This window comes from Pectobacterium punjabense, from assembly GCF_012427845.1.
Taxonomy (GTDB): Bacteria; Pseudomonadota; Gammaproteobacteria; order Enterobacterales; family Enterobacteriaceae; genus Pectobacterium; species Pectobacterium punjabense.
Map to the genome: position 1 here is coordinate 159,620 of NZ_CP038498.1, position 19,307 is coordinate 178,926.

The 19,307-nt window shown below is 53.6% G+C and carries 20 protein-coding genes; 3 read left to right on the top strand and 17 right to left on the bottom strand.

From position 1 onward, the window contains the following. Window positions 1-8: 8 nt before the first annotated feature. Together tpiA and E2566_RS00715 are read right to left on the bottom strand one after the other, a co-directional pair. The gene (gene tpiA, locus E2566_RS00710; RefSeq protein WP_107168687.1) at window positions 9-776 is read right to left on the bottom strand and encodes a triose-phosphate isomerase; all 768 of its coding nucleotides are present in this window, start codon (window positions 774-776) and stop codon (window positions 9-11) included. A gap of 165 nt (window positions 777-941) precedes the next feature. Further along, window positions 942-1,541 carry a YiiQ family protein gene (locus tag E2566_RS00715; protein ID WP_107168688.1) on the bottom strand — a complete coding sequence of 200 codons (600 nt, stop codon included), beginning with the start codon at window positions 1,539-1,541 and terminating at the stop codon, window positions 942-944. Between the two features lie 257 nt (window positions 1,542-1,798). Between E2566_RS00715 and E2566_RS00720 the strand changes: the two genes are divergently transcribed. Then, window positions 1,799-2,221, top strand: coding sequence for a DUF805 domain-containing protein (locus E2566_RS00720; RefSeq protein ID WP_107168689.1), 423 nt, complete (start codon window positions 1,799-1,801; stop codon window positions 2,219-2,221). A 17-nt stretch (window positions 2,222-2,238) separates the two neighbouring features. Here E2566_RS00720 and fpr read toward each other — a convergent pair whose 3' ends face one another. From fpr to E2566_RS00740, 4 genes are all read right to left on the bottom strand, one after another. Beyond that, window positions 2,239-2,985 carry a ferredoxin--NADP(+) reductase gene (fpr, locus tag E2566_RS00725; protein ID WP_107168690.1) on the bottom strand — a complete coding sequence of 249 codons (747 nt, stop codon included), beginning with the start codon at window positions 2,983-2,985 and terminating at the stop codon, window positions 2,239-2,241. 303 nt (window positions 2,986-3,288) lie between these two features. Further along, window positions 3,289-4,299: a class II fructose-bisphosphatase gene (glpX, locus tag E2566_RS00730; RefSeq protein WP_107168691.1), complete on the bottom strand. Its 1,011-nt coding sequence runs from the start codon at window positions 4,297-4,299 to the stop codon at window positions 3,289-3,291. A 127-nt stretch (window positions 4,300-4,426) separates the two neighbouring features. Continuing rightward, window positions 4,427-5,938, bottom strand: a complete 1,512-nt coding sequence (glpK, locus tag E2566_RS00735; RefSeq protein ID WP_107168692.1) for a glycerol kinase GlpK — start codon at window positions 5,936-5,938, stop codon at window positions 4,427-4,429. A gap of 53 nt (window positions 5,939-5,991) precedes the next feature. After that, window positions 5,992-6,831, bottom strand: coding sequence for an MIP/aquaporin family protein (locus E2566_RS00740; protein WP_005973324.1), 840 nt, complete (start codon window positions 6,829-6,831; stop codon window positions 5,992-5,994). 570 nt (window positions 6,832-7,401) lie between these two features. Between E2566_RS00740 and zapB the strand changes: the two genes are divergently transcribed. After that, window positions 7,402-7,641 (top strand): septal ring assembly protein ZapB, encoded by a 240-nt coding sequence (gene zapB / locus E2566_RS00745; RefSeq protein ID WP_005973326.1) that lies wholly within the window; start codon window positions 7,402-7,404, stop codon window positions 7,639-7,641. 118 nt (window positions 7,642-7,759) lie between these two features. Here zapB and rraA read toward each other — a convergent pair whose 3' ends face one another. The 7 genes from rraA to priA all read right to left on the bottom strand — a co-directional run bounded on the left by rraA (window position 7,760) and on the right by priA (window position 16,061). After that, complete coding sequence (rraA, locus tag E2566_RS00750) at window positions 7,760-8,245, bottom strand: ribonuclease E activity regulator RraA (RefSeq protein WP_005973328.1); 486 nt, start codon at window positions 8,243-8,245, stop codon at window positions 7,760-7,762. A 134-nt stretch (window positions 8,246-8,379) separates the two neighbouring features. Then, a complete protein-coding gene (locus E2566_RS00755; protein ID WP_107168693.1) occupies window positions 8,380-9,297 on the bottom strand; it encodes a 1,4-dihydroxy-2-naphthoate polyprenyltransferase in 918 nt (305 codons plus the stop codon). A gap of 145 nt (window positions 9,298-9,442) precedes the next feature. Further along, window positions 9,443-10,774 (bottom strand): HslU--HslV peptidase ATPase subunit, encoded by a 1,332-nt coding sequence (hslU, locus tag E2566_RS00760; protein ID WP_107168694.1) that lies wholly within the window; start codon window positions 10,772-10,774, stop codon window positions 9,443-9,445. A gap of 9 nt (window positions 10,775-10,783) precedes the next feature. Further along, entirely contained in the window at window positions 10,784-11,314 is a 531-nt protein-coding gene (gene hslV, locus E2566_RS00765) for an ATP-dependent protease subunit HslV (protein WP_005973334.1), read from the bottom strand. Window positions 11,315-11,397: 83 nt separating this feature from the next. Continuing rightward, window positions 11,398-12,258 carry a cell division protein FtsN gene (ftsN, locus tag E2566_RS00770; protein ID WP_107168695.1) on the bottom strand — a complete coding sequence of 287 codons (861 nt, stop codon included), beginning with the start codon at window positions 12,256-12,258 and terminating at the stop codon, window positions 11,398-11,400. A 290-nt stretch (window positions 12,259-12,548) separates the two neighbouring features. Next, on the bottom strand, window positions 12,549-13,592 hold the full coding sequence (gene cytR / locus E2566_RS00775; RefSeq protein WP_107168696.1) for a DNA-binding transcriptional regulator CytR: 1,044 nt from the start codon (window positions 13,590-13,592) through the stop codon (window positions 12,549-12,551). A gap of 270 nt (window positions 13,593-13,862) precedes the next feature. Next, a complete protein-coding gene (gene priA / locus E2566_RS00780; protein ID WP_107168697.1) occupies window positions 13,863-16,061 on the bottom strand; it encodes a primosomal protein N' in 2,199 nt (732 codons plus the stop codon). A 272-nt stretch (window positions 16,062-16,333) separates the two neighbouring features. Between priA and rpmE the strand changes: the two genes are divergently transcribed. Further along, window positions 16,334-16,549, top strand: coding sequence for a 50S ribosomal protein L31 (rpmE, locus tag E2566_RS00785; protein WP_010281510.1), 216 nt, complete (start codon window positions 16,334-16,336; stop codon window positions 16,547-16,549). An 81-nt stretch (window positions 16,550-16,630) separates the two neighbouring features. Here rpmE and E2566_RS00790 read toward each other — a convergent pair whose 3' ends face one another. From E2566_RS00790 to E2566_RS00805, 4 genes are all read right to left on the bottom strand, one after another. After that, complete coding sequence (locus E2566_RS00790; RefSeq protein WP_107168698.1) at window positions 16,631-17,041, bottom strand: type II toxin-antitoxin system HicB family antitoxin; 411 nt, start codon at window positions 17,039-17,041, stop codon at window positions 16,631-16,633. 27 nt (window positions 17,042-17,068) lie between these two features. Further along, on the bottom strand, window positions 17,069-17,248 hold the full coding sequence (locus E2566_RS00795) for a type II toxin-antitoxin system HicA family toxin (RefSeq protein ID WP_010281507.1): 180 nt from the start codon (window positions 17,246-17,248) through the stop codon (window positions 17,069-17,071). 83 nt (window positions 17,249-17,331) lie between these two features. Continuing rightward, the gene (locus tag E2566_RS00800) at window positions 17,332-18,342 is read right to left on the bottom strand and encodes a FecCD family ABC transporter permease (protein ID WP_107168699.1); all 1,011 of its coding nucleotides are present in this window, start codon (window positions 18,340-18,342) and stop codon (window positions 17,332-17,334) included. Beyond that, window positions 18,339-19,301 (bottom strand): ABC transporter substrate-binding protein, encoded by a 963-nt coding sequence (locus tag E2566_RS00805; RefSeq protein WP_107168700.1) that lies wholly within the window; start codon window positions 19,299-19,301, stop codon window positions 18,339-18,341. Before E2566_RS00805 ends, E2566_RS00800 begins: the two co-directional genes overlap by 4 nt. Window positions 19,302-19,307 lie beyond the last annotated feature (6 nt).

Below are 19,307 nucleotides of genomic sequence, written 5' to 3' on the forward strand. Positions count from 1 at the left end.
GATAAAGCTTAGCCGCGTTTAGCGTCGGCTGCGGCTTTCACGATAACGGCAAAGGCGTCGGCTTTCAGTGAAGCACCGCCAACCAGCGCACCGTCGATGTCCGGTTGGGTAAACAGCTCTGCCGCATTCGCCGCATTAACCGAACCACCGTACTGGATGATCACTTGTTCGGCAACGGCAGCATCTTGCTTGGCAATGTGGTCACGGATGAATTTGTGAACGGCCTGAGCCTGTGCTGGGGTTGCAGATTTGCCGGTACCGATAGCCCATACTGGCTCGTAGGCTACCACGGTGTTTTCAAACGCTTTCGCGCCCAGCGTATTCAACACGGCATCCAGTTGACGTGCGCAGACGGCTTCCGTCTGGCCTGCTTCGTTTTCTGCTTCAGTTTCGCCAATGCACAGCACTGGAATCAGGCCTGCGTCCTTCAGCACGCCAAATTTCTTGGCAATGAATTCATCGCTTTCTTTGTGGTAGGTACGGCGCTCAGAGTGGCCGATGATGATGTATTTCGCACCGATATCTTTCAGCATTTCAGCAGAGGTTTCACCGGTGAAAGCACCAGAAAGATTCACGTCAACGTTCTGCGCGCCCAGTGCAATGCGGCTGCCTGCCAGTTGGTGATTAGCTTGATCGAGGTAGATAGCAGGGGGGGCAATGGCTACGCCACAACCGTCAACGGTGCTGAGCTCTTTACGCAGGCCCGCGATCAGTTCGTTGACCATGTTTGTGCTGCCGTTCAGCTTCCAGTTACCCATAACTAATGGATGTCGCATCTTTTTTCCTCCAGCCGGAATCGCGAATGAATCAATATGTTAATAAATCAATGTATTAATGAACCGATGCATAAATTTTACTGCCGTCAGGCAATATAACTTGCCCACAGTATAGAGACGAAATGTGACCGTGGCTCTGTTTTTCGTCATGAATTACCGTGTTGATCACGGTTCAGATAGCGTTAGCTTAATCGGTTCAACAGCAAAAGTTAGCCCTTTTTCGCCGTCATCTGCAACCACATAACGCAAAGCTCCCTCCGTTTGCTGATAAAAGCGCTGCCCTTTGCCCTTTTCCAGCAATTCAGTGACCTTTTTCATACTTTGTTCTTCCGTCAGCGAAGGGGCGAACGTGCGTGCCAGTGCAGCCATATAGTCGATGGCCTGTTTACGGCGCACCGTTGTTTCTTGTTCGCTCTGTGGCTGCGGTAGCAGGGTGATTTGCAGCGTTTTGATTTTCCCTGTGCCTTTCTCCAATGCGGTTGAGGCATAGAGGTAGTCGTTGATTCGGCTGGCAGCCCGCGTCAACATGCTGGTGATATTACCGGTATCGACCACCCGAAATTCGCCGATCGGCAGCGTTGGGTTGCTCAGGTTGTAGCGAGAACGGAACTGTGTGATGGTTTGATCGAAGGTTGGCGCACCGGCTAGTAGGTACGGCGCATTGGATGAGGTTTTGGGCGGAAACGTCGGATCGGCTCCCGCGTGAGTCTGGTACAGCACCAGGGATGATAAAACCAACAGTGAAGCGATGCGTTTTCGTGTCATAGGGATTTAGGTCAGCCATTTCAGAAAATATGCAGGCCGATAACGGCGGAATACGTTCGATTAAAGCGGCATTTGTACGTCATTGTCAAAAATAGTCGGTGGTCGCCTGAAATCACATCAGCTTGTCAAAAAATAGGACATGACGGCCAAAAATCGCGTAAATATTGCAGGTAAACACCTCGGTTGAGGTAAAATCACCCACAATTAAAACAGATTTATTCGGCCAGACAGGCTAACAATTCAGGGCGTTATCGTTAATGACATTACAGCAATGGTGCTTCTCGTTTAAAGGTCGTATTGGTCGTCGTGATTTCTGGCTCTGGATGGGTATTTGGGTGGCGCTGATGGCGGTATTGTTTACGCTTTCTGGTCAACGCTGGCTGGACACGCAATTGACGGCGTTTGGTTTAGTGGCCTTGTTGTGGCCGACGGCGGCGATGATGGTGAAACGGCTGCATGACCGTAACAAAAGTGGCTGGTGGGCGCTGTTGCTAGTGGTGGCGTGGGTATTGGCTTCAGGGAATTGGTATATGTTCTCCGCCATCTGGCAGTGGGGCATTGGTCGCTTCTTGCCGATCCTGATTGTCGTGATGACATTGCTCGACTGCGGTGTTTTTCTGGGGACAAAAGGAGAAAATCGGTTTGGAGCAGAGGCGGAACCATTTCGCTTCCGCCGCTAATTAGAACAACTGGCTGTTTACCAATAGTTTTCGGCAGTCATATGACCGGGTCTGCGGCGCAGGTGTTTGGTCATGTTCCGCTCTTCTTTCAGCAACAGTTGAGTATCACGCACCATCTGCGGGTTACCGCACAGCATGACATGGCTGGTAGCGGTATCCATCGGCAAGCCTACTGCGGCTTCCAGCGTACCGTTGCTGATCAACGTAGGAATACGTCCTGTCAGCGAACCTGCTTCCTCTTCCCGGCTAACCACCGTTTGAATATGCAGCTTACCATGGTAGCGCTGCTGTAATTGCTGCATCAGCGGCAGATAGCTCAGATCGCGTGAGAACCGGGCGGCGTGAACCAGCACGATGTTCTTAAAGCGTTCCAGCCCCTTGCCTTCCTGAAGGATGGACAAATAGGGGCCGATCCCCGTCCCTGTTGCCAGCATCCACAGCGTTTCACAGTCAGGAATCTCTTCCAGCACGAAAAAGCCAGCAGCCTCTTTGACGATCATGACTTCCGAACCGGGTTGCATGGCATGTAAATGAGGACTCAGTTTGCCTTCCGGCACCGTCACCAGATAGAACTCAAGCGTAGGATCGCTGGGTGCGTTCACGTAGGAATACGCGCGCTGCACCTTTTCACCCTCAATCTCCAGCGCCAACTTGCCATATTGCCCGGCAGTGAATGAATCGACGGGTGCATGCACCCGAATGCTAAACAGACTTTCTGTCCAGTTTTCCACCTGAATCACTTTGCCTGTCACCCATTCAGCCATATTTTTCTGCTCCTGTTGTACCCGTCATACTTCAAGCTGCATGTGCGTTGGCAATACTCGGCTCATCTCTGAGCCTCGCCCTGGGGAGCCGCCGCAAGCGGCGTTCAAATTGGCTAAGCCAATTTGTTCTTACTCACCCCTGTCACTTACTTGAGTAAGCTCCTGGGGACTCGCGCGATTGCCGCCTGCCTGCAACTCGAATTATCTAGGGTATCGACGCCACTATTTGTGCATGTAAGTTGTGCGTCTACGATACGCCATTTATTAACAACTGTGAAACAATCAGTTAGCGACGGTGGCCTGCTACAGCAAGAATTCGTGCAGCGTACGATCCTTACGATCCAGATAGTGCGTCGATTTAATTCGGCGGATCGTGCGGGATTTGCCGCGGATCAGCAGCGTTTCCGTGGTTGCCATGTTGCCTTTACGCGCAATTCCATCCAGTAAGTCACCTTTGGTTATGCCCGTTGCGGAGAAAATTACGTTGTCGTTGCGTGCCATGTCGTCGAGTTTGAGGACATTACCCGCTTCGATGCCCATTTGCCGACAGCGTGCCAGCTCGTCTTCACCGATGCGGCGGTTTTCAGCGCTATCGCCTTTGACTTCATGACGAGCCAGCAAACGTCCTTGCATGTCGCCATCGAGCGCACGGATAACCGCTGCCGAAATCACGCCTTCTGGTGCCCCGCCGATACCGTACAACACGTCAACTTCGCTGTCCGGCATGCAGGTTAGGATGGATGCGGCTACGTCGCCGTCTGGAATCGCGAACACTTTCACGCCCAACTGCTGCATTTCTGCGATGCAGGCATCATGGCGCGGTTTAGCCAGCGTAGTGACGGTTAACTGGCTGAGCGGTTTACCCAGCTTCAGCGCGATATTGCGCAGGTTGTCCGTCAGCGGCAGGTTGAGGTCAATCGACCCTTTGGCCTCAGGCCCGACAATCAGCTTTTCCATGTACATGTCTGGTGCGTGCAGAAACGCGCCTTTTTCGCCGACGGCCAGCACAGCGAGCGCATTCGCCTGACCCATTGCCGTCATCCGTGTGCCTTCAATCGGATCGACAGCGATATCAACGGCATCGCCCAGGCCGGTACCAACCTGTTCACCGATGAACAGCATGGGCGCTTCGTCGATTTCCCCTTCGCCGATGACAATCTGACCGTTGATATTGACCTGATTCAGCATGATTCGCATCGCCTGTACGGCGGCATTGTCGGCGGCATTCTTGTCGCCACGACCTAACCACTTATAGCCTGCCAGCGCGGCTGCTTCAGTGACGCGCGAGAACTCGATGGCTAATTCACGTTTCATAAATACCTGTCTGTTGTCGATCGGGAAAGGAAGAGATGTGGACGAGGATTTTATCACAACGGGGGAAGAGGGAGGCTGAATGATAGGGGGAAAAAACGGGCGCGACAGACGCGCCCGATAGGAGGAATTAGGCGTCGTGCTCTTCCCAGTTACGGGCGCGGGCAACGGCTTTCTGCCAGCCGCTGTAGCGCACGTTACGCTCCACCGTTTCGATACTAGGGCGGAATTCACGCTCAATAGTCGCTTTGCTCTTCACTTCATCGAGATCGTTCCAGAAGCCCGTGGCAAGGCCAGCCAGGAAAGCAGCACCCAGCGCGGTGGATTCACGCACTTCTGGACGTTCCACGAGTGTGCCGAGGATATCGGATTGGAACTGCATCAGGAAGTTGTTGGCGACGGCGCCACCGTCAACACGCAGTGATTTCAGACGCGTACCGGCATCTGCCTGCATCGCATCCAGCACGTCACGCGTTTGGAAGGCGATGGATTCCAGCGTTGCGCGGATGATGTGGTTAGCATTCACGCCACGGGTCAGGCCGAAGATCGCGCCACGGGCATACGGGTCCCAATAAGGGGCACCCAAGCCGGTGAAGGCCGGTACGACATAGACGCCGTTGGTGTCCTTCACTTTCGTTGCGAAGTACTCGGAATCCATAGAGTCACCGATCAGTTTCAGCTCGTCACGTAGCCATTGGATAGAGGCACCGCCAACAAACACAGAGCCTTCCAGCGCGTAGTTCACCTCGCCGCGCGGGCCGCAGGCGATGGTGGTCAGCAAACCATGTTTGGACTGCACGGCTTCTTTACCCGTATTCATCAGCAAGAAACAGCCAGTACCGTAGGTATTTTTCGCCTGCCCAGGATTGACGCAAAGCTGGCCGTACAACGCCGCCTGCTGGTCACCTGCGATACCGGCGATAGGAATACGCGTGCCGCCTTTACCGCCGATGTTGGTCTGACCGTAGACTTCTGAAGACGCGCGCACTTCCGGCAGCATTTCGCGCGGAATATCCAGCGCTTCCAGCATGCGGGCATCCCATTCCAGCGTATGAATGTTAAACAGCATGGTGCGGGAGGCGTTGGTGTAATCCGTCACATGAACGCGCCCTTGCGTCATTTTCCAAATCAGCCAGGTATCAATCGTACCAAACAGTAATTCACCACGTTTTGCGCGTTCGCGGGAGCCTTCAACGTGGTCCAGAATCCATTTTACCTTGGTACCAGAAAAGTAGGGGTCGACCACCAGTCCGGTGGTGTTGCGAACGTACTCTTCCATACCGTCTTTTTTCAGCTTCTCGCAAATTTCAGCGGTACGGCGACACTGCCAGACGATCGCGTTATAAATCGGTTTCCCGCTCTCTTTTTCCCAGACGACGGTGGTTTCCCGCTGATTGGTGATACCAATACCCGCGACTTCATCTGCGCTGATATCGGCCTTAGCCAGCACTTCGACCAGCGTCGAGCTTTGTGTCGCCCAAATTTCCATAGGGTCATGTTCTACCCAGCCGGCTTTTGGATAGATCTGGGTGAATTCACGCTGTGACACGCTAATGATATTGGCGTCATGATCCAGTACGACAGCACGGGAACTGGTTGTGCCCTGATCGATAGCAACAATGTATTTTTTTTCCGGGTTCATAAATCCAATCCTGTAATGATTAACCGTGAAATAGGATGGTCGTGGCGTTAAGTTTAACGGCTTTCACGACGCGTGGTAGCTTCTGCCTCGGGTTCACACACATCGCATGGCAGGTTACGACCAATCAGTGCGCGATAACCGAAGGCACCCAGACAGGCACCGATAATGGGGCCGAAGATGGGAACCAGGAAGTAAGGAATTTCACGTGCGCCGGTGAAGGCCACGTCGCCCCAGCCCGCCAGGAAAGCGAACAGCTTAGGACCAAAGTCACGCGCTGGGTTAAGGGCGAAGCCGGTCAGCGGCCCCATGGATGCACCGATAACGGCAATCAGAATACCGATCAGCAGAGGAGCGAGCGGCCCGCGTGGGATGCCGTTACCGTCGTCGGTGAGCGCCAGAATCAGGCACATCAGAATCGCGGTGATGACGGTCTCAACCAGAAGCGCCTGCATCACGGAAATGTGCGGGTTCGGGTACGTTGAGAAAATGCCCGCTAAATTCAGGCTTTCTGTGCTGCCACGTACCATATTGTTAGTTTGTTCAAAATCCACAAACAGGTTGTAATACAGACCGTAGACCAGTGCGGCGGCACAAAATGCGCCTGCAATCTGCGCCACAATGTAAGGCACAACCTTGCGTCCATCGAAGCAGGCAAACAGCCACAAGGCGATAGTGACGGCCGGGTTGAGGTGAGCGCCGGAAATGGCGGCGGTCAGATAGATTGCCATCGCAACCCCCAGACCCCAAATGATGCTGATCTCCCACTGTCCGAAGCTGGCTCCCGCCAGTTTTAATGCGGCGACGCAGCCGACACCGAAGAAAATCAGCAGGCCAGTGCCGAGAAACTCGGCGATGCACTGGCCTTTTAGCGTTGAACGTTCTGCTTGGCTCATATTTTTTTCCTGCTGGGTAACGTACAGAGTGGTAGGTCTAAGGATACCGTTGGTGGCATCCCCTGTTTTAAATGTATTTATGATGTGAATTTATCGTTAATGCTCGAAAACGAGAAATATCGAAATTGAAATGTGTGTTGTGTGTCAAAAAAATGAGCGTATTCGCTTATAAAATGACTCGCAGTGGTTTTTCGTCCACGGTTAATAGTAACGTTCAGGTTAAATTTATTAACACAATAGGGGTAACGGGGAAGCGAATGGGGTAGTTTTCAGCCTGTGCGACTCGCTTTTCTATTTGCGCAGCCCGTTTTTCAGTTTGTACTGCCTGTTTTTCAGTTTGTACTGATAGTGTTAAGTAAGAAAAGCTGCCACACTCGCGTAGTGGGGGATGTACGCTAGACAGGGCGCCATTGGCTACATACAATTTCGCTATGGTCTGTCTTGCCAGCCGTCCCACGGTCAGGATTATGTTTGTGGGCGGATGACGCGACACCGTGAGTGTTGGTTACAGAGTCCGAAAGCCAGCGTTAACCGATCTTTGCCTTGTTGCGATTAAAAGGGGTTTGAAGAATGTCATTTGAAGTGTTTGAAAAGCTGGAAGCGAAAGTTCAGCAGGCGATTGATACCATCACGCTGTTGCAAATGGAAATTGAAGAGCTGAAAGAACAGAACAACACACTGTCGCAGGATGTTCAGGCGGCAGCGGGTTCACGTGAAGCGCTGGTGCGCGAGAACGAGCAGTTGAAAGAAGAGCAAGTGGTATGGCAAGAGCGCCTGCGCGCGCTGTTAGGCAAAATGGAAGAAGTCTAATCAGGCTTGCTGGCTCAGATGCCGGAACGGCTTAGCGATTGAGCCAAATAAAAAAGGGCGTATATCGCCCTTTTTTGTGGTGATGTTACCGCAACGAAAGCGCGGAAATTCAACGATATTATTCAATATCCAGTGGGTCTTCCGACAGAATAATGCCTGTATTATCGGCATACAGATGGTCGCCGGAGAAGAAGGTTACGCCGCCGAAGTTGACGCGGATATCGCTTTCGCCAATGCCTTCGCTGCCTGCACCGACCGGAATGGCTGCCATCGCCTGAATACCAATATCCAGTTCCGCTAAATCGTCAACCTGACGCACCGCGCCATAAACGACAATGCCTTCCCACTCGTTTTGTGTCGCCAACCGGGCGATTTCCGCGTTGATCAACGCACGGCGCACTGAGCCCCCACCATCGATCAGAAGTACGCGCCCAAGGCCGTTTTCTTCAAGGAGATCGAAAAGCAGGCCGTTATCCTCGAAACATTTCACCGTGGTGATTTTGCCACCAAATGAGGTACGCCCGCCAAAGTTGGAGAACAGAGGCTCAACAACATTCACCTCTTCGTGGTAGATATCGCACAGCTCGGAAGTATCGTATTTCATAGGATTAACGTCAGGTTGCCGCCGGGATCATGAGTATATCCCTTTCTGGCGGCTGTTGGCAAAATCATCAAATGTTAACTTGATGCGCATCAGTAAATACGCATCGTTTCTTGCCCGCGCTCACTTTACCCGCACTAACTCAGTATCACACCCACGGCGAACAGAATGTTGGTCAGCAGCGCGCCTTTCACCGTTTTTTCCAGCATCGGGCGCATACTGAATGCGCTGGTTTCACGCAGTACATAGCGCGCCTGCTTAATCAGCAGCGGGAGTGCCAGAATAAACAGCCAGCCCGCCAGACTGTGCAGATAAAACGTTGCGAACAAGCCAAGACAAACCGGTGCCAGCAGTAGCAACATCGTGTGGTAGAAGCGTGCTTTTTCCGCCCCAAGACGCACCGCCAGCGTGTTTTTTCCACTAAGACGATCGTTGTCGATATCACGCAAATTGTTGATATTCAGTACCGCGGTTGCCAGCAGGCCGCAGGCCGTTGCAGGCAGCATCACGACGCTGTCGAAATGGCCAGTTTGTAGATAATACGACCCTGCTACGCTGAGCCAGCCGAAAAAGATCAACACCGAGATATCGCCAAGCCCGATATAGCCATAAGGTTTGTTGCCGACGGTATAGGTGATCGCGGCAAAAATCGCTAGCAGCCCCAGAATCAGGAAGCCAAAGATATCCGCAGGCTTTTCACACGCCAGAATCACCAGACTAACGCCGGAAATGATGGTAAGCGCCACGGTCACGATGAGCGCATTGCGCAGCTGTGACAGCGTAATAGCACCGGTTTGGATGCCGCGCAACGGCCCGATGCGTTCCTCGGTATCGCTACCTTTTACCGCATCCCCATAGTCGTTCGCCAGATTGGAGAGGATTTGCAGCAGTCCGGCGGTCAACAACGCCAGTAATGCTACGCCCGGTTTAAAGCTGCTATGCCAACTCGCAATCGCCGAGCCGGTGACGATGGATGCAAAAGCTAATGGCAACGTTTTTGGACGCAGACTATCCAGCCAGGCTTTGGTTTTGCTGCTATGGGTCGATAAGGTCATGGTGTGCTTCAATTTTTATTGACGATTCAATTGCGTGAATCATCCGTTTATAAACAAAAAAAGTCAGTGATGGCGGCGTCAGAAACAAAAGTGGGAGGCCAACGCCTCCCACTTTATCGTTAATCGTGCGATCCGCGAAAACGGATTATAAGATAAATCGACTCAGATCTTCATCTGCTACTAATTCATCCAGATGATTACGTACGTAATCTGCATCAATGGTAACGCTTTGACCGTGCATTTCGCTGGCGTCGTAAGATACATCTTCGATCAGACGCTCCATTACGGTGTGTAAACGGCGTGCACCGATATTCTCGGTGCTTTCGTTGACCTGCCAGGCCGCTTCGGCAATGCGGCGGATACCATCGGCGGTGAACGAAATATCCACGCCTTCCGTTGCCATCAGCGCTTTATACTGTTCAGTCAGCGAAGCACTGGGTTCTGTCAGGATGCGCTCGAAATCTTCCGTCGTCAGCGCCTGCAATTCCACACGAATCGGCAGACGTCCCTGTAGTTCTGGAATCAGATCGGACGGGCTGGCAACCTGGAACGCGCCAGACGCGATAAACAGGATATGGTCAGTTTTGACCATACCGTGCTTGGTTGATACCGTGCAGCCTTCAACCAGCGGCAGCAGGTCGCGCTGAACGCCTTCACGAGAAACATCCGGGCCGGAGCTTTCGCCACGCTTACAGATTTTGTCGATCTCGTCGATGAACACGATACCGTGCTGCTCAACGGCTTCAATCGCCTGCTGTTTCAGCTCTTCTGGGTTCACCAGTTTGGCGGCCTCTTCTTCTATCAGCAGCTTGAAGGCCTCTTTGATTTTGACCTTACGGGCTTTCTGCTTCTGTCCTGCCAGATTCTGGAACATGGACTGTAGCTGATTAGTCATCTCTTCCATGCCCGGAGGTGCCATGATCTCTACGCCAACGGGGGCGGCAGCCAGATCGATCTCGATCTCCTTGTCGTCCAACTGACCTTCACGCAGTTTCTTGCGGAATGCCTGACGTGTTGCTGAGGGTTCCTGAGCGCTTTCTGCCTGTCCCCAGTTATTTTTCGCCGGAGGAATCAGCACGTCCAGAATACGATCTTCTGCCATTTCTTCCGCACGAAAACGATTTTTTTCGATGGACTGATGGCGCACCATTTTGATCGCGGAATCTGTCAGATCGCGGATGATGGAATCCACTTCTTTGCCGACATAGCCGACTTCAGTAAATTTGGTCGCTTCCACTTTGATGAACGGCGCATTGGCGAGCTTCGCCAGACGGCGAGCGATTTCGGTTTTACCTACGCCGGTTGGGCCGATCATCAGAATATTTTTAGGCGTCACTTCATGGCGGAGTGCTTCGTCCAACTGCATACGGCGCCAGCGGTTACGCAGCGCGATGGAAACAGCGCGTTTGGCTTTATTCTGGCCGATAATATAACTGTCGAGTTCGCTGACTATCTCGCGCGGGGTCATTTCAGACATGGTTGATCCTTACGCCTTGGAGGCTAATTCTTCTATCGTGTGGAACTGGTTGGTGTAGATACAGATGTCGCCAGCAATCCCCAAAGATTTCTCGACGATATCGCGGGCACCCAGTTCGGTATTTTCCAGTAAAGCGCGCGCGGCGGCTTGCGCGTAAGGACCACCTGAACCAATGGCGATCAGATCGTTTTCAGGCTGTACGACATCGCCATTACCGGTAATGATCAGTGAGGCATTTTCGTCTGCGACGGCTAACAGGGCTTCCAGCTTGCGTAGCATACGGTCGGTACGCCAGTCTTTCGCTAACTCGACAGCGGCTTTCACCAAATGGCCCTGATGTAATTCCAGCTTGCGCTCAAAAAGCTCAAAAAGGGTGAAGGCATCCGCGGTGCCACCGGCAAAACCAGCGATGACGCGGTCATGATAGAGACGACGTACTTTACGCACGTTGCCTTTCATCACGGTATTGCCCAGAGTCGCCTGTCCATCACCGCCAATAACCACTTGGCCATTGCGGCGTACGCTTACAATTGTTGTCACGAGTCAGTCCCCGTTTGAAGAAAAAGATCCCCGCATGACGCGGGGCACATTGATGTTATAGATGGGGGAACGCGTGGGGTTTTTCAACCCCCGCTGGCGAGAGGAATACAGTTTGATGCGCCCGCGCCTTTAAGACGTTGGATCATGCTGTCTGCGGCAGCACGGTTGTTGTAAGGTCCTAACATAATACGGTTCCAGCCGCCGTTGGAGGTTATGCGGCTTTCGATACCTGCAAACGCCAGCTGTGCTCTCACTGATTCGGCAGGGTCCATGGTTTTAAAGGAGCCACACTGAATCGCCCAGCGTTGCGTTTTTTCGACTTTTGGCGTTTCAGGCTGTTTAACCGGCTGTGACTTCGGTGCTTCCTGCTTTGGAGCTTCTTGTCTTGGCACCACTGGCGTCGCTTGCGTGACCGTTGGTGCTCGCGTTGCAGGCTGTGTCGTCACGACGGGTGGCTGCTGCATCGATTGCGTCGGTGGCTTAATGGTCACCTGCGAGCGTGGAACCTGCGTCTGGTCGTTATACGGCACTTCGGAAAGCTGTGTCGGTTGGCGACGCATATCAGACTGCATCTGTTCCAATAGCTGACGCTGTTCATCCGTCAACTGCACCGGCGAGCGGATCTCTCCACCCGCCGAAGGCTCCGTGGGTGCCGTGACGCCCAACTGACGATTTTCCAGTTCTTTGATGTAACGCCAACGTTCTTCCGGCTTGGGTGGCAGGCCATTACCTTTGCCCACGTTTTGATGCGGAAGGACGGGGGACTCTTCGGGTTTATTATGGGCGATGAAGTACAGACCGCCCGCGAAGGTGACCAAAACAGCAACAGCAAGCGCGACCATCGTTTTGGACGCACCTGAAGCGTTGCCTTTTTTTCGGCTATTTGTCGTTTTCCGACGCGTTCCTGATGAACGTCCCCGGCTCACGTAGTCTCTTTGTGCCACTGTCGTTTCGCTGTGAATTGATAGGTAAATGTACCCGTCATACTTCAAGTTGCATGTGCGTTGGCTGGGCTACTCGGCACACTTACGTGTGCCTCGCCCCGTTGGGGCCGCTGCAAGCAGCGTTCAAATCTGCCTCCGGTAGATTTGTCACTCACCCGAATCACTTACCTGAGTAAGCTCATCGGGATTCCTTCCCTTGCCGCCTTCCTGAAACTCGAATTATTTAGGGGATAACATAATTAGGGGGTCATGTTACTGAACCCTCAAATATTTGACCAGCACCTGAAGTCTTAAAGCCTGTTACGGACGTAATTCGGGGCGGCGACGCTGTCGCGTATGACCAGCTCACTGGACAATAGGCGGGAACCGCTTTGTACCGTATTACCTTGTAACTGCTCTAAGAGTAGCAGCATTGCCTCGCGTCCGATCTGATAGCGTGGTTGGGCGACAGAAGTCAGAGGCGGCCAACAGTACTGCGCTTGCTCGATGTCGTCGAAACCGATAATGGAGAGATCGCGTGGGATGTCCAGCCCCATTTTACGGGCCTGTGCCAGTACGCCCAGCGCCATGAGATCGCTATGGCAGAAGATAGCGCTGGGCGGCTGAGGATGTTGCATCAGCGCAATCAGACCGTTGATCCCCGTTTCGTAGGTGAAATCGCCCCGAAAAATATAGTGGTTATCGATGAGAATCCCATTGCGACGCAGAGCCTGAATGTACCCTTGCAAGCGATATTGACTCAGATGCATGTGCTCCGGGCCGGCAATGCAGGCGATGCGCTGGTGACCGGCCTGATACAGATAATGTACGGCTTCAAAGGCGGCGGTCAGATTATCGATATGCACGGTTGGCAGCGCCAGATCCGGTGAGAACTCATTCGCCATCACCATCGGTGGCAGATTACGCTGCTCTTCCTGGCCGGCATCAAATGGCAGGTTAGAGCCGAGCAACACCATACCGTCGATCTGTTTAGTGATAATCAGATCGACGAAGGTTTTTTCCCTTTGATGCTGGTGCGCGCAGTCGCCAATCAATACCAGATAGCCGTGTTCGGCAGCCGTTTCCTCGATCCCGCGAAATATTTCGGAGAAATAGGGATCGCAGATGTCGGGTACGATCGTCAGGATCGTGCGCGATTCGTTACGCTTGAGGTTGCGGTTGAGTGCGTGAGGCGAATAGCCAACGGCGATGACAGCCTGCTCGACCTTCCTGCGGGTGGTCGCAGAGACTTTTTCCGGGTTCATTAACGTTCTGGATACGGTGGCGGTGGAAACGCCCGCCTCATCCGCCACGTCTTTCATCGTCGCCGTGGTGACGCCTTTCTTCTGCTTCAACGCTTTTCTCCTTGCGTCAGCGTTAACTGGCGCTGACGGCCAGCAGAATGTTCCTGTCTGCTGACGCTCTATGATTACGGGTAATGCTGTCCGGCACGCATACTAAGGGGATGGTGCCGCGCCTCAGGATACTGCCTGCGCAGACAGTGATAACAGATTGAACGCAGGTTTTGTTGCTTAATTTGCACAGAAAATGTGATGGATATCGTGTTCTCGACGCCGATCGCAAAAATGTGTGGCAAGAAACCTGACATGGCTTAACAGGAAACGCTAACCGTCCGTGGGGTCGACATCCAGCACCCATTTCACTTTACGTGCCTGCGGCAGCGTACCGATTAGCGCCAACGATGTTCTAACCAGTTTCTGTAACAACGCTCTGGAGGGGTGCTGTAGCAGGAGTTGCCAGCGGAAGCGCCCTGCACGTTTGGGCTGTAAAGCAGGCACCGGGCCCAACAGCCAGAGTGATTCATCCCGTAGGGGGCTGGCTTCCAGTAAGTTACGCAATTGCTGGAGAAATAAGGCGGCCTGCTGATTATCATGATCGTCAGCGCGGAAGAGGATATGGCTGGTAAACGGCGGCAGAAAAACACTCTTTCGTTCGGTAAGTGCCTGACTGGCAAAGGCATCGTAGCCTTGGTGCAGCAGCGTCTGTAATAACGGGTGTTCTGGGTGGTGAGTTTGCAGCGCTACTTCGCCCGCCTTGCCTGCACGTCCTGCGCGACCCGCCACCTGAGTATAGAGCTGGGCAAAACGTTCGGCTGCGCGGAAGTCGGCGGAGAATAACGAACCGTCAACGTCCAGCAAGGCAACCAGCGTTACATCAGGGAAATGGTGGCCTTTTGCTAACATCTGTGTACCGATAAGAAGGCGTGCGCCTCCTTGTCTGACCTGCGAGAGCTGCTGCTCAAGCGCACCTTTACGGCTGGTGGTATCACGGTCGATGCGGGTGATTGGGACATCGGGAAAGAGCGGGGCAAGGCTTTGCTCTAACTGCTCGGTGCCCAGACCGACGGGTACCATATTGGTCGAGCCGCAGCCGGGGCACTGTTGTGGAACCGGACGCTGGCTGTCGCAGTGGTGGCAGCGCAACATCTTCTGGTGCTGGTGGTAGGTATAATAGTGATCGCAGCGCTGGCACTCGGCAATCCAACCGCACTCATGGCACATGACTACGGGGGCGAATCCGCGCCGATTAAGGAACAAAATAACCTGATTATCGTTCGTCAGATGGTGACGGATGCGGGTAATCAGCGGCTGAGATAATCCTGCTGTCAGCGGCAAACTTTTCAGATCGATAACGTGTTGTTTGGCTAGTGCGGCGTTGCCCGCTCTTTTGGTCAGGTTTAATCGGCGATACTTGCCGATCTGGACGTTATGCAGCGTTTCCAGTGCGGGCGTCGCTGTTCCCATCACGATCGGAATATCTTCCTCTCTGGCGCGGAAGATGGCCAAATCACGGGCGTGATAGCGCCAGCCTTCCTGCTGTTTATAGGAACTGTCGTGCTCTTCATCGATCACAATCAGCCCTAAACGGGCAAAGGGGGTAAATAGCGCCGATCGCGTCCCGATAACGATCGCGGCTTCACCGCTGCGGGCGCGTAGCCAAACGGCGAGACGTTCGCTGTCGTTGAGTGCCGAGTGCAGTACATCCACCGGGGCGTTAAACCGTTCGCGGAAGCGGGCGATAGTTTGCGGCGTCAGGCCAATTTCCGGCACTAATACCAGCGCCTGTTTGCCCTGTGCCAGTACGTTTTCCAGCACGCTGAGATAGACTTCCGTTTTGCCCGAGCCGGTGATACCCGCGAGCAGCCAGGCGGCAAAGTGGTTATCTTCGCTGCGGATAGCGCCGACGGCGGTGGCTTGTTCAGTATTCAGGCGCAAGCGGTCAGTGGCCAGGCTAAAGCTTTGACGCCAGTCATGAAGCGTTTGCTCTGCGGCCTGTAACTCGCACAGCCCTTTGCTACGCAGCGCCTGCAATGCCGTCTCTGTCAGCCCGATTTCGCTCACCTGATGACGGTAAAGCGGTGATTGAAGTAAGGCCGCCAGCGCCTGCTGCTGCTTGGCGGCGCGTTTGAGCGTGCTGAGCGGCGTCGCCCGGCCTTGCTCGGTGGCAAACCACTGCCAGAGCGGCGCGCGGTGTGCGGGTTTCCCCTGGCGCAGTAATATCGGCAACGCATGAAACAGCACTTCACCAATCGGGTAGTGATAGTACTCGACGGCCCACAGTAAAATACGCCACAGATTGGGGGGAAACAGCGGCTGTTCGTCCAGCACGTCATGCACGGGTTTTAATTGCTCAAGCGGAAGTTCGCTGGTGTCGCTCAGTGCGGTAATAATGCCGATGGCTTTACGGTTACCAAAAGAGACGCTGACGCGAGTGCCAACCTGCGGAGTCACTCCTCCTGTGGGTAGCAAATAATCGAATGTACGTGCCAGTGGCACGGGCAAAGCGACCTGAGCGACAGACATAGCTTCTCCGTGGTAGTCGACGTGATTTGCGTGGCGATCAATGACATAACCGAGCGGTCTGTATCATGCGCGACGCGGGGTGAAAATAACGCAAGGCGCTAGTGTACATGCTGAGAGGGATAATGTGTGGATGCGATTGCATCGGGGTAGCGGATTCTGTATGATCCGCCGCCATTGTGCCGTTTGCATAATGAAACTTACTTATACAACTTTCGTGTGGTGTCTGGCGGAACAGGGCTGGATAGCGACACGGCCTTAACTGAGGTTTCCCCATGAAAAAAGGTATTCACCCGAATTATTCTGCAGTTACTGTAACTTGCTCTTGCGGTAACGTGATCAAAACCCATTCTACCGTGGGTCGTGACCTGAACCTGGACGTTTGTGGCGAATGTCACCCGTTCTACACTGGCAAACAACGTGATGTTGCAACCGGTGGCCGTGTTGACCGCTTCAACAAGCGTTTCTCCGTACCAGGCGCTAAAAAATAAGTTCTACTGGCCAATTGGTACAGTAACTTTCTGCAAAGGCACCAACAGGTGCCTTTGTTGTTTCTGGTGGCTCAGTGCTGTTCATCGGGAAGACGAGATTCGCTCTAATGCCGCCTGCGCGAGAAAACCTGAGCGGCTTTTAAATTCAGGATTACTCGCCACGCAACGATCAATTCGGTCAATCAGTGATTTAGGCAGCGTGACGTTAATTTTTTCTGAACCGCCCATTAAACGCGTCACATCGATATCAACAACCGCCCACGTGTACCCAGTGTATTCTGCGCTTTTTGCCAATTGGCCTACTGACGACACGGTGGGAATATCCTGACCCATCTCGATCAGCAGTTCGATATGTCCGGTAATCGCCTCTTTAGCATTCGCGATGGCATCGTCTAGCGTATCGCCTGCAGAAAAACAGCCCGGTAGATCTGGCACTGTTACACCGTATGCGTGGGTATCGTCGCCTGCTTCAATTGCAATCGGATAAAACATAATTAAGCCTCTTCGAGTCAGCGATGATCATATTCCTGCTTGTTTCCTGATGCTTTTTACCGTGCCTATCGGTAAATCTTTCTTAGGGTGGGGGATTGTGACTAACCCCGGTTTACTAGGATGCATAAAATGGTGGTGGCTTCCGTTCACTCTTATCAGTTCCCACCCATCGGCCTTGATTTCTGCTATTAACGTCCTGCTATCCATCCCTGCACCCCGCTGCCCTTTAATACGATAAAGATAACCCCAATAACTCCAGCTGGCAATATCTCGGAGTTATTGGGGTTATTTCATCCCTGCTGACGTTTTACCAGCATCCCCAGCACGAAGATGCCACCTAATCCTGCCGTAATAATCCCGATGGGCAATTCCTGTGGTGCCAGTAGCTGTCGGCTGAGCCAATCACCGCCGCACAGCAGTATCGCACCCAGCACGGCGGTCAGCGGCAGAAGCTTCTTGTGCAGCACGCCGCTCAGCGGGCGAGCCAGATGGGGAATCATCAGGCCGATAAACCCAATCACGCCGGTCAGCGCGACTAACAGCGACGTGGCGAACGCGCAGCAGATGAAAATTTCCACCCGTACGCGAGACAGATTAACCCCCATTGAGGCCGCGGTTTGTCCGCCAGCCAGCAGCGCGTCGAGCGCACGCCAGCGCAGGGCGGTGAGGCCGAATAGCAGCAGAACGCTGAACACCGCAAAAGGTAACGTGTCCCAACGGGCAAGGCCCAGCCCGCCCAGCGACCAGAAAAGAATCGAGCTGGCGGCCCGCTGATCGCCGGAAAACACTAGATAGTTCGTCAACGCACCGAACAGAAATGAGATCGCCAATCCACAGATGATGAGGCGCTCTGCGCCCCGCGCCTGTTGCAGCAGAAACAGCACGGTCACGGCGACGGCCGATAAGAGTCCGCCACAGAAGGCCGCCATCGGCAGCGCCCAGTCACCGAGCTGCTCACCAAAGCGCGTGATGACGGCGACCGCACCCGCAGAGGCGCCGGCAGACAGGCCGAACAGAAAAGGGTCAGCCAGATCGTTACGGGTTGCCGTTTGCAAAAAGGCACCGACCATCGCTAACCCCGCGCCGCACAACGCTGCCAGCAGGCTGCGGGGAATACGCAGTTCCAGAATGATGCGTGAGGTCATCGGCGAGACGTCAGCTGACGATAACCCCACTACGCTGGCGACCTGCGTAAGAGGGATCGTCGTGCTGCCTGTCGCGATATTTAACAGCATCAGCCCAACCAGTATCAGCAGCGCGATAGCGAAGGTCGCAACATAACGTGAAGACGTTGGGCTCACTTAAAGGCATCCGGGTAAAGGGCGTGTGCCAGTTTATCGACGGCAGTGATATTCGCGGGCCCCGGTGTGAGCTCCGCATATTGCAGCTTCAGATAGCGATGCTGTCGTACGGCTGGGGTAAATTTCATCAGCGGGTGTGATTCCAAAAATTCCCTTAACGCTTCTGCGCCGTTGCCTGTCTGGTAATCCAGCAAAATAATAAAGTCAGGCTCGCGCGCTGCCACGCTTTCCCATGATGTGGAAGCCCAACTCGTTTCCATATCGTCCATCACATTCTTGCCACCCGCAGCCTCAATGATGGCGGTTGGCATGGCGAATTTCCCGCTGGTAAAAGGTTTATCTTCACCCGAGTCATACAGAAAAACTTTCTGTTTTGGCCGATTGCCGATACGGGTTTGCAGGGCGGCAAGGCGCTGTTTCCACGTGTCGATCTGTTCCTGAGCCTGTTCCTGCTTACCGAAGATTTTCCCCAGCTTCAGCAGGTCGCCATAGAGCAGATCCATAGTGGCTTGCGGACGCGGCTGTTGCTGCTCGGTGAACACGCAGCTTTCGCTGAGTACCAGCGTTTGAATACCATATTTTTGCAGCGATTGCGGTGTGACTTCTCCGCCGACTTTCATGCCGTAGTTCCACCCAGCAAAGAAGAAATCCGGATGTACAGCCAGCAGGTTTTCCAACGTCGGGTATTTTGCTGCCAGTTCAGGGATCGTGCCCTGCTGCTTGATAAAGTCTGGCGTTGCCTTATACCAGCCGGTGATTCCGGTCAGCCCGACAATACTTTTTTGCAGCCCAAGCGCAAACGCCATTTCCGCCATATTCAGGTCATGAATCACGGCGCGCTGCGGCGGTTGAGTGAAGGTTAGCGGTTGCCCACAGCTGTCGACCGTGACCGGAAAACCCGAGGCGTGTGCCCAGCACGACGTTAATGCCAGCAGTCCAGACAGAAGCGTTATTTTCATCAGGGT

Excerpts from the sequence above, each read along its gene's own strand:
- tpiA (WP_107168687.1), bottom strand. The coding sequence starts at position 776 with ATGCGACATCCATTAGTTATGGGTAACTGGAAGCTGAACGGCAGCACA.
- E2566_RS00715 (WP_107168688.1), bottom strand. The coding sequence starts at position 1,541 with ATGACACGAAAACGCATCGCTTCACTGTTGGTTTTATCATCCCTGGTG.
- E2566_RS00720 (WP_107168689.1), top strand. The coding sequence starts at position 1,799 with ATGACATTACAGCAATGGTGCTTCTCGTTTAAAGGTCGTATTGGTCGT.
- fpr (WP_107168690.1), bottom strand. The coding sequence starts at position 2,985 with ATGGCTGAATGGGTGACAGGCAAAGTGATTCAGGTGGAAAACTGGACA.
- glpX (WP_107168691.1), bottom strand. The coding sequence starts at position 4,299 with ATGAAACGTGAATTAGCCATCGAGTTCTCGCGCGTCACTGAAGCAGCC.
- glpK (WP_107168692.1), bottom strand. The coding sequence starts at position 5,938 with ATGAACCCGGAAAAAAAATACATTGTTGCTATCGATCAGGGCACAACC.
- E2566_RS00740 (WP_005973324.1), bottom strand. The coding sequence starts at position 6,831 with ATGAGCCAAGCAGAACGTTCAACGCTAAAAGGCCAGTGCATCGCCGAG.
- zapB (WP_005973326.1), top strand. The coding sequence starts at position 7,402 with ATGTCATTTGAAGTGTTTGAAAAGCTGGAAGCGAAAGTTCAGCAGGCG.
- rraA (WP_005973328.1), bottom strand. The coding sequence starts at position 8,245 with ATGAAATACGATACTTCCGAGCTGTGCGATATCTACCACGAAGAGGTG.
- E2566_RS00755 (WP_107168693.1), bottom strand. The coding sequence starts at position 9,297 with ATGACCTTATCGACCCATAGCAGCAAAACCAAAGCCTGGCTGGATAGT.
- hslU (WP_107168694.1), bottom strand. The coding sequence starts at position 10,774 with ATGTCTGAAATGACCCCGCGCGAGATAGTCAGCGAACTCGACAGTTAT.
- priA (WP_107168697.1), bottom strand. The coding sequence starts at position 16,061 with ATGTCTGTCGCTCAGGTCGCTTTGCCCGTGCCACTGGCACGTACATTC.
- rpmE (WP_010281510.1), top strand. The coding sequence starts at position 16,334 with ATGAAAAAAGGTATTCACCCGAATTATTCTGCAGTTACTGTAACTTGC.
- E2566_RS00790 (WP_107168698.1), bottom strand. The coding sequence starts at position 17,041 with ATGTTTTATCCGATTGCAATTGAAGCAGGCGACGATACCCACGCATAC.
- E2566_RS00795 (WP_010281507.1), bottom strand. The coding sequence starts at position 17,248 with ATGGATAGCAGGACGTTAATAGCAGAAATCAAGGCCGATGGGTGGGAA.
- E2566_RS00805 (WP_107168700.1), bottom strand. The coding sequence starts at position 19,301 with ATGAAAATAACGCTTCTGTCTGGACTGCTGGCATTAACGTCGTGCTGG.